This window comes from Kineosporia rhizophila, assembly GCF_021277265.1.
Classification (GTDB): domain Bacteria; phylum Actinomycetota; class Actinomycetes; order Actinomycetales; family Kineosporiaceae; genus Kineosporia; species Kineosporia rhizophila.
This window is the reverse complement of the sequence record NZ_JAJSOH010000002.1, coordinates 75,989-88,095: the sequence shown is the minus strand read 5'-3', so window position 1 is coordinate 88,095 and position 12,107 is coordinate 75,989. Positions and strand designations below refer to the sequence as shown.

General features: G+C 70.9%; 17 protein-coding genes. 12 read left to right on the top strand and 5 right to left on the bottom strand.

Annotation, left to right across the window (positions count from 1 at the left end):
* Positions 1–71: 71 nt before the first annotated feature.
* The 8 genes from LWF15_RS03860 to LWF15_RS03825 all read left to right on the top strand — a co-directional run bounded on the left by LWF15_RS03860 (position 72) and on the right by LWF15_RS03825 (position 5,031).
* Complete coding sequence (locus LWF15_RS03860) at positions 72–833, top strand: metallophosphoesterase (RefSeq protein ID WP_232808947.1); 762 nt, start codon at positions 72–74, stop codon at positions 831–833.
* A 42-nt stretch (positions 834–875) separates the two neighbouring features.
* Positions 876–1,625: a hypothetical protein gene (locus tag LWF15_RS03855; RefSeq protein WP_232808946.1), complete on the top strand. Its 750-nt coding sequence runs from the start codon at positions 876–878 to the stop codon at positions 1,623–1,625.
* A gap of 245 nt (positions 1,626–1,870) precedes the next feature.
* Entirely contained in the window at positions 1,871–2,362 is a 492-nt protein-coding gene (locus tag LWF15_RS03850) for an FBP domain-containing protein (protein WP_232808945.1), read from the top strand.
* A 51-nt stretch (positions 2,363–2,413) separates the two neighbouring features.
* Positions 2,414–3,022, top strand: a complete 609-nt coding sequence (locus LWF15_RS03845; RefSeq protein ID WP_232808944.1) for a SigE family RNA polymerase sigma factor — start codon at positions 2,414–2,416, stop codon at positions 3,020–3,022.
* On the top strand, positions 3,019–3,498 hold the full coding sequence (locus LWF15_RS03840) for a hypothetical protein (protein WP_232808943.1): 480 nt from the start codon (positions 3,019–3,021) through the stop codon (positions 3,496–3,498). The genes LWF15_RS03845 and LWF15_RS03840 overlap by 4 nt, the downstream gene beginning before the upstream one ends.
* A gap of 116 nt (positions 3,499–3,614) precedes the next feature.
* Positions 3,615–3,887 (top strand): hypothetical protein, encoded by a 273-nt coding sequence (locus tag LWF15_RS03835; protein ID WP_232808942.1) that lies wholly within the window; start codon positions 3,615–3,617, stop codon positions 3,885–3,887.
* A gap of 197 nt (positions 3,888–4,084) precedes the next feature.
* The gene (locus LWF15_RS03830; protein WP_232808941.1) at positions 4,085–4,711 is read left to right on the top strand and encodes a L,D-transpeptidase family protein; all 627 of its coding nucleotides are present in this window, start codon (positions 4,085–4,087) and stop codon (positions 4,709–4,711) included.
* 158 nt (positions 4,712–4,869) lie between these two features.
* Positions 4,870–5,031 (top strand): hypothetical protein, encoded by a 162-nt coding sequence (locus LWF15_RS03825; RefSeq protein WP_232808940.1) that lies wholly within the window; start codon positions 4,870–4,872, stop codon positions 5,029–5,031.
* Here LWF15_RS03825 and LWF15_RS03820 read toward each other — a convergent pair.
* Both LWF15_RS03820 and LWF15_RS03815 read right to left on the bottom strand, forming a co-directional pair.
* Complete coding sequence (locus LWF15_RS03820; protein ID WP_232808939.1) at positions 5,019–5,699, bottom strand: HAD family hydrolase; 681 nt, start codon at positions 5,697–5,699, stop codon at positions 5,019–5,021. The two genes, LWF15_RS03825 and LWF15_RS03820, sit on opposite strands and share 13 nt — an antisense overlap.
* Before the next feature lie 11 nt (positions 5,700–5,710).
* The gene (locus tag LWF15_RS03815) at positions 5,711–6,649 is read right to left on the bottom strand and encodes an acyltransferase family protein (protein ID WP_232808938.1); all 939 of its coding nucleotides are present in this window, start codon (positions 6,647–6,649) and stop codon (positions 5,711–5,713) included.
* A gap of 201 nt (positions 6,650–6,850) precedes the next feature.
* On the opposite strand from LWF15_RS03815, the gene LWF15_RS03810 reads away from it, so the two are divergent.
* A complete protein-coding gene (locus LWF15_RS03810) occupies positions 6,851–8,110 on the top strand; it encodes a hypothetical protein (protein WP_232808937.1) in 1,260 nt (419 codons plus the stop codon).
* Positions 8,111–8,220: 110 nt separating this feature from the next.
* The gene (locus LWF15_RS03805) at positions 8,221–8,601 is read left to right on the top strand and encodes a hypothetical protein (protein ID WP_232808936.1); all 381 of its coding nucleotides are present in this window, start codon (positions 8,221–8,223) and stop codon (positions 8,599–8,601) included.
* A gap of 203 nt (positions 8,602–8,804) precedes the next feature.
* Here LWF15_RS03805 and LWF15_RS03800 read toward each other — a convergent pair whose 3' ends face one another.
* Both LWF15_RS03800 and LWF15_RS03795 read right to left on the bottom strand, forming a co-directional pair.
* Positions 8,805–9,113 (bottom strand): hypothetical protein, encoded by a 309-nt coding sequence (locus LWF15_RS03800; protein ID WP_232808935.1) that lies wholly within the window; start codon positions 9,111–9,113, stop codon positions 8,805–8,807.
* Complete coding sequence (locus LWF15_RS03795; protein WP_232808934.1) at positions 9,110–9,379, bottom strand: hypothetical protein; 270 nt, start codon at positions 9,377–9,379, stop codon at positions 9,110–9,112. Before LWF15_RS03795 ends, LWF15_RS03800 begins: the two co-directional genes overlap by 4 nt.
* 167 nt (positions 9,380–9,546) lie before the next feature.
* On the opposite strand from LWF15_RS03795, the gene LWF15_RS03790 reads away from it, so the two are divergent.
* Positions 9,547–9,861: a hypothetical protein gene (locus tag LWF15_RS03790; protein ID WP_232808933.1), complete on the top strand. Its 315-nt coding sequence runs from the start codon at positions 9,547–9,549 to the stop codon at positions 9,859–9,861.
* Between the two features lies 1 nt (position 9,862).
* Here LWF15_RS03790 and LWF15_RS03785 read toward each other — a convergent pair whose 3' ends face one another.
* Positions 9,863–11,209: an MBL fold metallo-hydrolase gene (locus LWF15_RS03785; protein WP_232808932.1), complete on the bottom strand. Its 1,347-nt coding sequence runs from the start codon at positions 11,207–11,209 to the stop codon at positions 9,863–9,865.
* A 182-nt stretch (positions 11,210–11,391) separates the two neighbouring features.
* On the opposite strand from LWF15_RS03785, the gene LWF15_RS03780 reads away from it, so the two are divergent.
* Positions 11,392–12,105, top strand: a complete 714-nt coding sequence (locus LWF15_RS03780) for a GntR family transcriptional regulator (RefSeq protein WP_352396548.1) — start codon at positions 11,392–11,394, stop codon at positions 12,103–12,105.
* The last annotated feature ends 2 nt before the right edge of the window (positions 12,106–12,107 follow it).

Below are 12,107 nucleotides of genomic sequence, written 5' to 3'. Positions count from 1 at the left end.
TGGAATCGGCCCTTTGCCCCGGCTCGCCGGCCCAGCAGCATGCCGCTGAGGCACAACCGGAGGGGGAGAACATGATCACGTTCGCGCACGTCAGCGATCTGCACATCGATCTGGGGGAGCGGGCCACCGAGCGGGCCCGGCGCCTGATCGGCCGGCTGAAGGCGATGTCCGGGCTGGACGCCGTGCTGGTCACTGGTGACATCGCCGACCACGGCACTGCCGCCGAGTACCGCCTGGTGCGGGAGCTGCTCGCCGAACTCCAGGGGCCGGTGCTCGTGCTGCCCGGCAATCACGACGTGCGCGAGCAGTTCGGGCCGGCCCTGCTCGACCGCGACGCCTCCGCCGATGAGATCAACCAGGTGGTGCCGGTCGGCGACTCCGACTTCCTGCTGTGCGACAGCACGATCCCCGGCGAGAGCGGGGGCCGGCTCAGCCCGGTCACCCTGACCTGGCTGAAAGAGGTTCTGGCGGAGCGGGATCCGGCCCGCCCGGCGGTGCTGGCCTTCCACCACCCGCCGGCCGTGCTGCACATCCCTTCCGTCGACGCGATCCGGCAGACCGGCGAGCAGGAACTGGCCGATCTGCTGGACGGGCGTCCGGACGTGGTCGCCCTGGTCTGCGGCCACGCCCACACCGCCGCGACCACCACGTTCGCGGGCCGGCCGCTGGTGGTCGGGCCGGGCTGCGTGTCGACCACCCAGCTGCCGGTGCTGGGCCCCGAAGTCCTGGAACCCCAGGCCCCGCCCGGTTACGCGATCCACCTGCTGGACCAGGACGGCCGGCTGGTCACTCACTTCCGCCCGGTCCAGGTCCGGTTGGGCCGAACGCCGTAACCACCCTTCACCACCCCCGTCCATCGTTCCGAAGAACTGCTGGTGAGCACGACCACGGACGAGGCGCCCCCGCAGACCCCGCCTGCCCCCGCCCAGGTCCTGCTGCACGACATCGCCGAGGAGGCGCCGCTGCGCGACCCGGTGCGCCGGCGCCGGTTGCTGCTCGGGATCGGCGTCGCCGTCGTCGCGCTGGCCCTGGTGCTGGCCACGCTGCGGCTGGTCGGCGTGGTCGGCGCCCCGAGCGAGGCCGACAAGGACGCCGAGGCCCTGGTCACGGTGCAGGAGCAGGTCCGGCCCGCGCTGGACGACCTGATGAGCTCACGGGCGGTGTTCTTCGACGCCGAACGCCGCTACCTGCCGGCGATGAAACAGGCCGAGACCAGGGCCCAGGCCTACAACCGGCGTTACCTGTCCGGTCAGCGCCGCACCGCGGTGCCCGACTTCAGCGGCCCGGCCGGTGAGCTGGACCAGGTGGCCGACGAGCTGACCGCGCTGGGGAAGCAACTGAGGGAGGTCCGGCCCGAGGCCGGGGTCACCTCCGACGCCCACGACTACCTGATCAACGCCGTGCGCACGCTGGCCCGCGACGCCCGGCGTAACGCCGCTGTGCTGCAACGTTCTCGCGGCCCGTTCGTCCTGGTCGCGGTCGACGACGACAACGCCCTCAACTCGATCCGGCGGATGAACAAGTCTCTGCTGTTCGTGCTCGACGCCACCCAGTTGCCGATCCGGGAGTTCGACCTGCCCGGGGGCACCGACCCGCACCGCGACGACCACAGCAACCTGGTCTGAGGCGTACAGCGGCAGATAGCGGCGTATAGTTGCGTTCGTGACTCACTCGTGCCCTCCGCCCGCCGGGCGTCTGGAGGTCCTCGGCGCTCTCCGCGCCGGCACGAGGTAGCTCTGCCCTCATCCGGTGATCCGCGTGCGTCTTCCGCACGCCGTCCGTGGCCTCCTCGAGGTCATTTCCCACCACTGAGAATCGTCATTCCCTGCGGCCGGTCCGGCCGCGGGGCGATCAGACATGAGGCAGAACCTTGCGTCCCATCACCGAGAAGCAGATCCGCACGTCCTTCGTGAACTCCTCCCTGCGCGAGCGCAAGGAACTCGTGCTGCCGGAGAACCTCGGCGAGCTGGACTGGGAGAACCTGGACTACCTGGGCTGGCGCGACCGTAAGTACCTGAACCTGGGCTACGTCCTCGCCCAGATCGACGATCAGCTGGTCGGCGTGGTCATGCGCCAGGCCGACGCCCAGACCCGCAGCCGGCCGCTGTGCAACTGGTGCGAGAGCGTGCAGGACAACAACGACGTGGTGTTCTTCAGCGCCCGGCGGGCCGGTCCGGCCGGGCGCAACGGCAACACCCTGGGCACCCTGGTCTGCTCCGGGTTCGAGTGCTCGGCCAACGTCCGGATCCTGCCGCCCACGCCGTACGAGGGCTTCGACCATGCGGCCGCCCGACAGCGCCGTTCTGAGACCCTGCAGCTGAACGTGTACGCCTTCCTCAGTGCTGTGCTCAGGCAGGGCTGAGAGCGGGCACAACCTTTCTGTCGGGTCACGCGTCGTACCGGGGTGATGGTCATGTCCTCCTCTGCCGGCACCTCGCCCGGGTTCGGTGACGAGGTGCCGGCGGCGCCCACCCTGTCCGGTCTCGACGCCGAGGCGGCGGTCGAGATCCTGTTCGACCGCTACCAGCTACGCATGCTCCGGGTGGCGACCGTGCTGGTCGGTGATCCGGTGCTGGCCGAGGACGTGGTCCAGGACGCGTTCCTGGCCGTGCACGGCAGCTGGGAGCGGATCCGGAACAAGGACGAGGCGGTCGGCTACCTGCACCGCAGCGTGATCAACACAGCCCGGTCCCGGCTGCGCCGGCGCTCGGTGGTGCAGCGGCTGGCCGGGCTGCGCCAGCACGACCAGATGAGCGCGGAGGACGCGGCCCTGAAGGCGCAGTTGCCCGGGCCGCTCACCGCGGCCATCGCGGCGCTGCCTCGGCGGGAACGGGAGGTGGTGCTGTTGCGGCACTACCTGGATCTGTCCGAGAAGGAAACTGCGGACGCTCTCGGGCTGCGGTCCGGTTCGGTGAAGGGGTACGCCTCACGCGGGCTGGCGAAGCTGCGCAAGGTGCTCCAAGAGGAACAGCGACCAGAGCTGCTGCAACAGAAATCATCAGGGAAGGAGGAACCGCGATGACCGACGAAGAGCGTCTGCGCCAGCAGCTGGACGAGGAGCTCGGCGACATCCAGGTGCGGGCCGGCTCCCGGGAACGGCTGCGGCAAGGGATGCGCGGGCGGCGTAAGTCGCGGTGGTTCCGGGCCTCGGTGATGGTGCCGGTGGCCGCCGCCATGGCGATCGCGGCCCTGGTGCTGAGCATTCCGCTGCTGCTGGACCGGCCCGGGCAACGGGTCGAGGTGGTGCCGGCCGGTCCGCCGCCGGTCGTGGCGACCACCCCGGACCCCAGCCCCACGGCCAGCACCCGCCCGGTCGAGTCCGGCAAGATCGAGCCGAGGCCCTCCGCCGAACCCGAGCGCACGGCGGCCGTGCCGAGGTCCAGCCCGGCGAAGGTGCGCGAGACCACCACCCGGGCGCCGTCGCGCGAGTCCGTGCCGCGGGCCACCGAGGCCGAGCCGACCCGCCGCACCGACAGCCCCACCGACGACTCGGAGTGACCGGAAAACTACTTCCCCGAAAAAGCTTTCAGTCGCACAACCTTTGTCCCCACCGGTGAGTCGTTCGTTCAGTGAGACCGGCACCCCTGCCGGATCACCGGACGAGGAGGACGAAGATGCGCAAGACCAAGCTGGTGGCTGCGGTACTGGTTTCGGCGGGTTTGCTGTTCGGGGCGTCGGGCACGGCCCTGGCCGCCGGGAACGACCTCACGCCGGAACCCTCGCCCACGGCGGAGGAGAGGACGCGGCCCGCCCCGGTCGAGACCACGGCCCGGCCCAGCAAGCGGCCCTCGGAGGCGACTCCCACCGCGATGCCGCGGGACGAGGGCAAGGTTCCGGCGGCTCGCCCGGCCCGGCCGGTCCAGGGCGACCCGAGCTTCACCGGCTGAGCCTGGTGCGCCGTACTTCTGGTGGTCGTCCCGCCGGGCTCCGAGCCCGGCGGGGCACCCCGCAGATTCTGACCGCTGTCGCAATTGCCTGCGGCGTATTGCTTTCCGGGTGTTCCTCGACTGCCGAGGAACCCAAGGCGCCGGTCGCCGATCAGGCGGCACCGTCGTCCTCAATCGGAACTGACGAGCAGGCGCAGGTGGTCAGCCATCTCGAGAACCTGCAGCACGGAAGCAGTCTCGTGGCCACCGCGACCGGCAGTGGGGTGGAGGTGCTGAAGAAGCCGGGCGGGACCAAGGGCAAGAACCTGGCCAGCCCGATCGAGAGCGGGGGACCGCTGACCTTCCTGGTCACCGATGAGAAGGACGACTGGCTGAAGGTGCACCTGCCCACGCGGCCGAACGGCTCCACCGGCTGGGTCTCACGCTCGGAGGTCGAACTGTCGGTCACGCCCTACCGGCTGGTGGTCTCGATGAAGAAGCACAGCCTGGTGGTACTGAAGGACGGCAAGCTGGTGGCCGAGCACGAGGTGGGAGTGGGTAAGGCCGCCACCCCCACCCCGCCGGGCGAGTACTACCTGACCGAGCTGCTTCAGCCCAGTGACCCGGACGGCGCCTACGGTCCCTACGCCTTCGGCATCTCCGGGCACTCCGACACCCTGAAGAAGTTCGCCGGCGGTCCGGGGCAGCTCGGCCTGCACGGCACCGACCAGCCGGACAAGCTCGGCACCGACGTCAGCCACGGCTGTCTGCGCCTGTCCAACGAGGTGATCACCGAGCTGGCCGAGACCCTGCCCCTGGGCACCCCGATCGAGATCCAGGCCTGAGAGCCGGCCCGGTTCTGAGGAGTTCGCGGGGAACAGCACCCGATCGGCCCAGGTGCTGGTTCCCGCGTGCTACTCCTTCAGGGGCGGCACTGGGCCGGGCGGGTGGTCGGCGCCGTGGTGTCGTGACGCTCAAGTACCTCTCCGCACATGATTGAGCCATGGACGAACTCAGCCGCCTGGCCGGCATTCTGCAGGCCTGCTCGGACAAGCTCGAGGTGCTCTCCGGGCAGGTACGCGCCGACGCGCTCTTCTTCGACCTGACCAGCCACCCCGATCTGGCCTACCTCGACGCGCAGGTCGACGGGTACTACGGCCGCTGATCGCGGAAGAGACCGGCCAGCGTGTCCATGCCGTCGACCCAGAGCTGATCGGTCCCGGGCGGCGGCGGGGTGCTGAGCAGAGCCACCGCCGCCACACCCCCGGCCTGTGCGGCCAGGATGTCGCTGGAGGAGTCGCCGATCATCGTGGTCTCGGCCGCGGTGGCGTTCAGTGCCCGCATGGCCCGCAGCAGCGGGGTGGGGTCGGGCTTCATCAGGCGCGGATCGGGATCGCGGCCTTCGACGTGGCCGACGAGTTCGGACAGGCCGTAGAGGGCCAGGACCTTGTGCACCGCCTCGGCCCCGTTGTTGCTGACGACCGCCACCGGCCGGCCGCTCTCGGCGCAGGCCCGCAGGAAGTCCTCGGCCCCCACGGTCAACGGGGCCTCGGCGGCCGCGTCCACCTCCAGCGCCCGTACCGAGGCGTCCACGCGCGCGGTGAGTTCGGGGTAGATCTCCGAGACCCCGTCGAGCAGGTCGAGCGGGTCGTCGATGTCGGTCAGCTCCTCGTCCACCGGGCCGCCGACGAAGGCTTCCAGCTCGTTCAGCGCCGCGTCGGCGAGCACGTCGGCGGGCAGGCCGGCGAACAGGTCGCAGATCGGCCCGTCGAAGTCGAGCAGCACGTACTTGGTGGCCGCGACGAGTTCGGCCAGGCGCGGTTCGTCCTCCATGAGCAGCGACACTAGACCCGTTCCGCAGATCGGGCCTTCGATTCGGACCGGAAGTACCAGAGCGCCACCACTGCGCAGATCAGTGCCGTCAGGGCCAGCCCGGCCGTGCGCTGCACCAGCGTGGGAAGGTCGGCGTCGCGCAGCGGTTCGGTGGCGAACGCGTGGAAGAGGTACACCCACAGCGACTGCTGCCCCATGAACACCAGCCAACCCGCCCGCGGTTCGCGCAGTTCGTCGAGGGCTGCAGGGACAATCGTGACCAGGCACAGGTTGAGCACCAGGAAGCTGATCGCGGCCAGCCAATCGCTGCCCTGGTACGAGTACGAGTAGACCGCAGCGGCCAGGAGCCCGGGGATCAGCAGCGCGGGATGAGGCCGTAGGGCAGCGGTGTTGCGCGCGCTGAAGCCGGCCACGAACCAGACCAGGTAGCTGAAGTACCGATCGTCGACCAGATCCAGCTGCGGCGGGAGCTGCTCGGCCAGCGGCGTACCCCAGATCAGCCACCCGACGGCGGCGGTTCCGGCCAGGAGCAGGAACGGGTGGGGTAGGCGAACGGCGAGCCAGGTCAGGCTGATCATGGCGAACAGCACCGGCACGTACCAGAGGTGCCACTGCGGCGCGGTGAACAGTTCGGCCACTGCTCGCAGGTCGGTGGGGAACACCCCGAAAGTGCTGGCCCAGAGCAGGCTCACGGCCAGCCAGGGCAGCAGCATGCGGCGGCCGTAGTCGGTGAGCAGCTCGGGATAGCTTCTTTCCTGCAGTCGCTCGGCCCGCAGCAGATAGCCGGACAGGAACAGGAACGCCGGCATGTGGAAGCCGTAGATCAGCCACTTGGTGAAACTGTCGTCCAGGCGTTCGGCGAAGGTGTGCCCGAAGATCACCAGGACCAGCAGCAGGGCCTTGAGCTGGTCGGGGCCGGCCGAACGGGATCGGCGGGGCCGAACTGACACCTGACGCTCCCTCTGCGTGGACCGGCGGCACACGCTAGCCAGGTCTGTGACAGGAGTGCACATCGGGGAGCGTATCGGCTCTTCGGCCGAGACCCGCGAGTATCCGCCGGGTATCCGCTGATGGGCCGGTACCGGGCTCTACGGTGGTCGTCTTCCGCCCGGTGCCGCGGGCGCGGACGTAGGAGTGGGCAGCTGAAGAGGGTGCTGGTTCTGGTGTGCGCGGCCGTGCTGCTCGCCGGCTGCACCGAGCCCCATACCCCGCTGGCCGCAGCCTCACCGGTAGCTTCGCCCGGCGTCTCCGGAGTTGTCGGCCCGACGGGCGGGCGGGTGGCGGTGCCGGGCGGTCCGGTGGTGGACGTGCCGGCCGGTGCGGTGTCGGGTGCGGGCACGCTGGTGGTCAGGGAACCCAACAATGGACGACTGGCGCCGGTGTCCGGCTCACCTTTCCTTGGAGTCGGGGGCGCCTACGAGATTGCTCTGCAGGGAGCCCGGCTGACCGGGCCGGTCCGGCTGACCTTCCCGGTGCGGATGGAGCCGCTACCGGCGGCCGCGGACGCCGATGCCGCAGCCGTGCTCGGCCACTACGACACCGCCGAGCGCACCTGGAAAATCGTTCCGGCGCAGTACGATCCGGACAAGAAGACGATCACCGCCGAGGTGTACGAGCTGGCCTGGTGGAACGCCTTCGTCTGGGACTTCTCCCGGCTGCGCGACGCCGTCGCCACCACCTATGCCTCGGTGCTGGCCGAGCCCGGGGCCCAGCCGACCTGTGAGCACGAGTCCGCCGCCCGTCTGACCGGTGTGCGGGTCAGCGCCGGGCCGAGCGAGCGGATCCGCTGGTGCTACGGGCTGGCCGACGGGGCGCCGGTGCTGAAGGTGGTGAACGTCGGCGGCTATCCGATCAGCATCGAACATCCGCGTTCGTGGCCGGTGCGGCGGCACGAGGACAGCGTCCGGATGCCTCCCGAGCTCGACGCCCTGGTCAAGCGCCCCGGAAAGGTGCTGCTGGCCGGGGGCTCGACCCTTGAACTGCGTCCCGATGGGCTCACGCCCGGCGGCACGGTGACCGCGCGGACCAGTGGCGCCGGCTTCCTGGCGCTGGCGCTGGCGCTGGGGCAGGACTCGTTCGACCAGGTCTCGGCCGGAGTGCCGGGGGCCCGCCCGGCCGAGGCGGCCGATGTGCTGCGGAAGGTGCTCGAGGGCGACTGTCTGGAGCGGTACACCCGGCGCATGGACCGGCCGGTGCCCGACCTGGCCGATGCCGAGCAGCGCGCGCTGGAGGCGCACACCGTGGCCTTCGACTGCCTGCGCCGGGCCTGGCCCGGGTCGGAGGCGTTCATCGGGGTGGCGCTGGCCTGGCTGGCCTCGGGCATCGGGGTGCTGCTGGACGGGGTGACGGGGGTGGCCGACGCGGCGGTGTTCGCCGAGCCGGAGACGATCCAGGTACGCGTGGACCAGTAGCCCGGGATCACCGGAAGGCCGCGAACGGGCAAGTTGATCACGTCCTGCTACGGTTTTGGGGCTCACCGACCTGAGCGCGTTGACGTCCCCCCGGCCGACCGGAGCTCACGGTGATCGCTCTTCTTCTCGACCTGTCCAACATCGTCGGCGGGCTGTTGCTCGGCCTGCCCCTGCTGCGCCTGGCCCCCCGCGGGGGTGAGCAGAGCGCCCGCCTGATCTCCCGGATCGACCCCTGGGCCTGGATCGTCGGTGTGGTGGCCCTGGTCACCGGCGGCTACTACCTGATCGTGCACCTCGTCTCGGGCCCGCACCTGTTCCACTTCGAGGTGGTCGGCCTGGCGGTCGGCGTGATCCTGCTGTGGGACCGGTTGACCGGTCGCCCTCCGCTGCGGGGCCAGGCCGGCCCGCCCGAGGGTACGGCGCTGGTGCTGGCCATCTTCGGGCTGATCGCCGTGGTGGTCGGGTTGCAGGGGCTGTTCACCCCGAACTGAGAGGGGGCCGGTGGAGACGGGAATCCGGGGCATCGGCGCCCGCCTCCACCGGCGTTCGGGGGCCCGGCCGGCTGCTGGCAGCGACTGACCGGGGGAGTCGCGCGCGAGTTCTCCACGCAGCGGCTCTGGACGTTACCCGGCCCGGCCCTCGCGCCGCCACCAGGGGTTACTGGTGAGCACAAAGGGCATAGGGCGAGGCGGACTCACCCCTGATCTGCGCCCAGCTCGCGGTACAGCGGCTCCCACCGCGCCTTCCGGTCCTGGCTGGAATGCTCCCACCAGGGGGTGCCGCGCTCGCCGAGGGCGACCTTGGCCCGCTGCACCCGGTCGCGGGCGGCCCGCTCGGCCGCCTCGTCTTCCTGCCGCAGCGCGCGCCCGACCTCACGCCGCGCGCTCATCAGCTCCTTGCGCAGGACCGCGCCGACCTCTTCGGGCAGCTCCGGATCGGTGGCCCGCCACTTCCGCCCCTTGATCACCACATGATGACCGTCGGGGGTGAGTTCGGGGTTCACGCGTTCTCGACGATGCTCTCCGCCACGTCGCGCAGGTGCTCCTGGTTCGGGGCGAAGGCGTCGGCGATGTCCGGGTGCAGACCGGCCCGGGTCTTCTCCAGGAGCTCCTCCTCGACCTCGTCGACGCTCTCGCCGGAGTAGTGGCCGTCGACCTTCTTCACGGCCACGCGCAGGGCCGAGGTCAGCTGGTCCTCCAGCGGCTCGCGCAGCTTCTCGACCGGGCCGAGCGAGGTGTCGGGATCGAGCTTGACACGGGGCTGCACCATTTTTCGGGCCTCCAGCACTCAACCAGCCGGGCGGATCCGGCGGTGCCCAGTATGTGGCCCGAAGATCGGTTCGGCATCCCGGGCCCGAGGTGCGCCGCGGCCGCCCGAGCACAAGAATCGGACGGGTAACGCAGGCCCGAGTCACGCAGAAGGTGGTCATGGAACCGATGTCCCTGATTCTCACGGCGGTCGTCGCCGGGGAGTCCAAGACCGAGACCAACACCATGATCGGTGCCGTCGAGGACGACTACGGCAAGCTGCACAGCGCCCTGCAGGCCCGGCTGGAGGGCCGTCCGGACGCGCTGGAGGCCCTGCAGCAGTACGTGGACCAGCCCGAGAACGACAAGGACACGCTGATCACCGGGCTGCAGCAGGCCGGTGTCACCCACGACTCCGAAGTGCTCGAGCTGGCCCTGAAGGTGATGCAGCGGATCGACCCCGAGGGCAGCGCCAACGGCAACTACGCCGTCGACCGCTCGTAGGTCAGGCGCGTTCCACCCGCAGACCGGCGCGCTCGGCGTTGCTGTAGTCGTCGGCCACCCAGACCACCTGGCGCCCGGCGCGTTTCAGCAGGCTGGCGGCGATCGAGGAGCGGTAGCCGCTGACGCAGTGCACCCACAGCTCGCCCGGCGGCAGCGAGTCCAGCCCGGTGAGCAGCCGGTGCAGCGGCAGGTGGGCCGAGCCGGGCAGGTGGCTGGCGGCCCGTTCGTCGTCGCGGCGCACGTCGAGCACCACCGCGTCGGTGGCCCGGGCGAGGTCTTCGAACGAGGCCTTGCGGTAGGACGCGGGCTCGTCGGTGAAGGCGGCGACGTCGCCGAACGCAGTGGCGTCGGGCCGGTCGATACCGATCCGCACGAGCTGGCGCTGGGCCTGGGCGATCTGTTCCTGGTTCTCACCGATCAGGGTGAGCGGCGCGCCCCAGGGCATCAGCCAGCCCAGGTAGGTGGTGAACTGCCCGCTCAGGTCGATGCTGACGGTGCCGGCCAGGTGCCCGGCGGCGTAGGCGGTGCGATCGCGCAGATCCACCACCCATTCCCCGGCGCTGATCCGGCGGTGCAGCTCGTCGGCCTGCACCGGCTCGGCCACCGACAGGTCGACCGGACCGGGGCCCTGCCGGTTCAGCACGCCCATGTGCACGTAGTACGCCGGGTAGGCGGTCAGCCCGGCCACCAGCCGCTGCACGAACGCGTCCTCGTCCGGTTCCAGCAGCGCGTCGTTCACCTTCTTCTGCTCGCCGATGGTGCTGGCCGAGCCGCCGGTGGCGCTGCCCGCCGAGCAGAAGCTGCCGAACCCGTGGGTGGGCATCACCTGCACCTCGTCGGCCAGTTCGTGGGCCAGCCGGTGGGCCGAACGGTACTGGGCGTGGGTGAGTTCCACGGTGCGGGCGGCGTCGACCAGGTCGGTCCGGCCCACGCTCCCGAACAGCAGCGAGCCGCCGGTGAACACCACCGGGTCGGACGAGCCGTCCTCCACCACGTAGGCCAGGTGCGTGTCGGTGTGCCCGGGGGTGGCCACGACCCGCACCCGCAGCCCGCCGGCGGTCAGCTCGTCGCCGTCACCGATCGGCCGGCGCTCGAAGCCCACCTCGTCGTCCCGGTTCACGCCGTACTCCGCGCCGGTGCGCCGGGCCAGCTCGTAGCCGCCGGTGACGTAGTCGTTGTGGATGTGCGTCTCCAGCACCAGCACGCAGCTCAGGCCCAGCTCGCCGAGCCGGCCGAGCACCCGGTCGACGTCGCGCTGCGGGTCGATCACGACGGCGCTGGAACCGTCGTGCGCGATGTAGCTGCGGTCGCCGAGCTCGCTGGTCTCGATCACGTCCACCTGGATCACGTGCTCACGCTCCCGCGCATTGCTGGGACATCCGAATGTCCGTACATTAAGTGCCCAGCGCAGACGAGGGCAACGGAGCGATGGTGAACTTCACGAGCGTGCACACCGAAGAAGGGGCGCCGGCCCGGGGGTCCTGGTCGGCCGCGATCGACCGGTCCGCCCCGCTGCCGCTGTGGGCCCAGGTGCACGCCGACCTGCGTCGCCGCCTCAATGCTGAGCAGTTCACGGCCGGTTTCCCGGGTGAGATGGCCCTGGTCGAGGCGTACGACGTGAGCCGTCACACGGTGCGTGAGGCCCTGCGGCGCCTGCGCGACGAGGGCGTGGTGATCGCGGCGCGCGGCCGCCGCCCCCGGGTCGCCTCCGGCACCCGCCGCATCACCCAGCCCCTGGGGGCGCTCTACAGCCTGTTCGCCTCGGTCGAGGCCGAAGGGCTGGAGCAGCGCAGCATCGTGCGGGCGATCGATCTGCGCACCGACGCCCACGCCGCCTCCCGCCTGTCCCTCGGGCCCGACACCGAGCTGTTCTACCTGGAGCGGGTGCGGCTGGCCGGTGACGAGCCGCTGGCCTTCGACCGGGTCTGGCTGCCCGCCGCCCTGGCCGCCCCGCTGCTCGAGGCCGACTTCAGCCACACCGCGGTCTACCGCGAACTGGAACAGCGCTGCGGCATCCGGCTGGGCGGAGGCGAAGAGACGATCCACGCCGTCCTGCCCACCGCCCCGGAGCGCGAGCTGCTCGGAATCGGTCCGGAGACGGCCGGGTTCGCCATCGAGCGAAGGGCTCAGGGGCCGGCCGGGCCGGCCGAGTACCGGCGCACCCTGGTCCGGGCCGACCGCTTCGCCGTGGCGGTGCAGTTCTCCACCGGCGGCGGCTACAAGCTCAGCCTCTCCGGCGCCTGAAT

Coding starts and splice junctions, on each gene's coding strand:
- LWF15_RS03840 (WP_232808943.1), top strand. CDS start 3,019: ATGACCGACGAAGAGCGTCTGCGCCAGCAGCTGGACGAGGAGCTCGGC.
- LWF15_RS03820 (WP_232808939.1), bottom strand. CDS start 5,699: ATGGAGGACGAACCGCGCCTGGCCGAACTCGTCGCGGCCACCAAGTAC.
- LWF15_RS03835 (WP_232808942.1), top strand. CDS start 3,615: ATGCGCAAGACCAAGCTGGTGGCTGCGGTACTGGTTTCGGCGGGTTTG.
- LWF15_RS03825 (WP_232808940.1), top strand. CDS start 4,870: ATGGACGAACTCAGCCGCCTGGCCGGCATTCTGCAGGCCTGCTCGGAC.
- LWF15_RS03845 (WP_232808944.1), top strand. CDS start 2,414: ATGTCCTCCTCTGCCGGCACCTCGCCCGGGTTCGGTGACGAGGTGCCG.
- LWF15_RS03860 (WP_232808947.1), top strand. CDS start 72: ATGATCACGTTCGCGCACGTCAGCGATCTGCACATCGATCTGGGGGAG.
- LWF15_RS03790 (WP_232808933.1), top strand. CDS start 9,547: ATGTCCCTGATTCTCACGGCGGTCGTCGCCGGGGAGTCCAAGACCGAG.
- LWF15_RS03795 (WP_232808934.1), bottom strand. CDS start 9,379: ATGGTGCAGCCCCGTGTCAAGCTCGATCCCGACACCTCGCTCGGCCCG.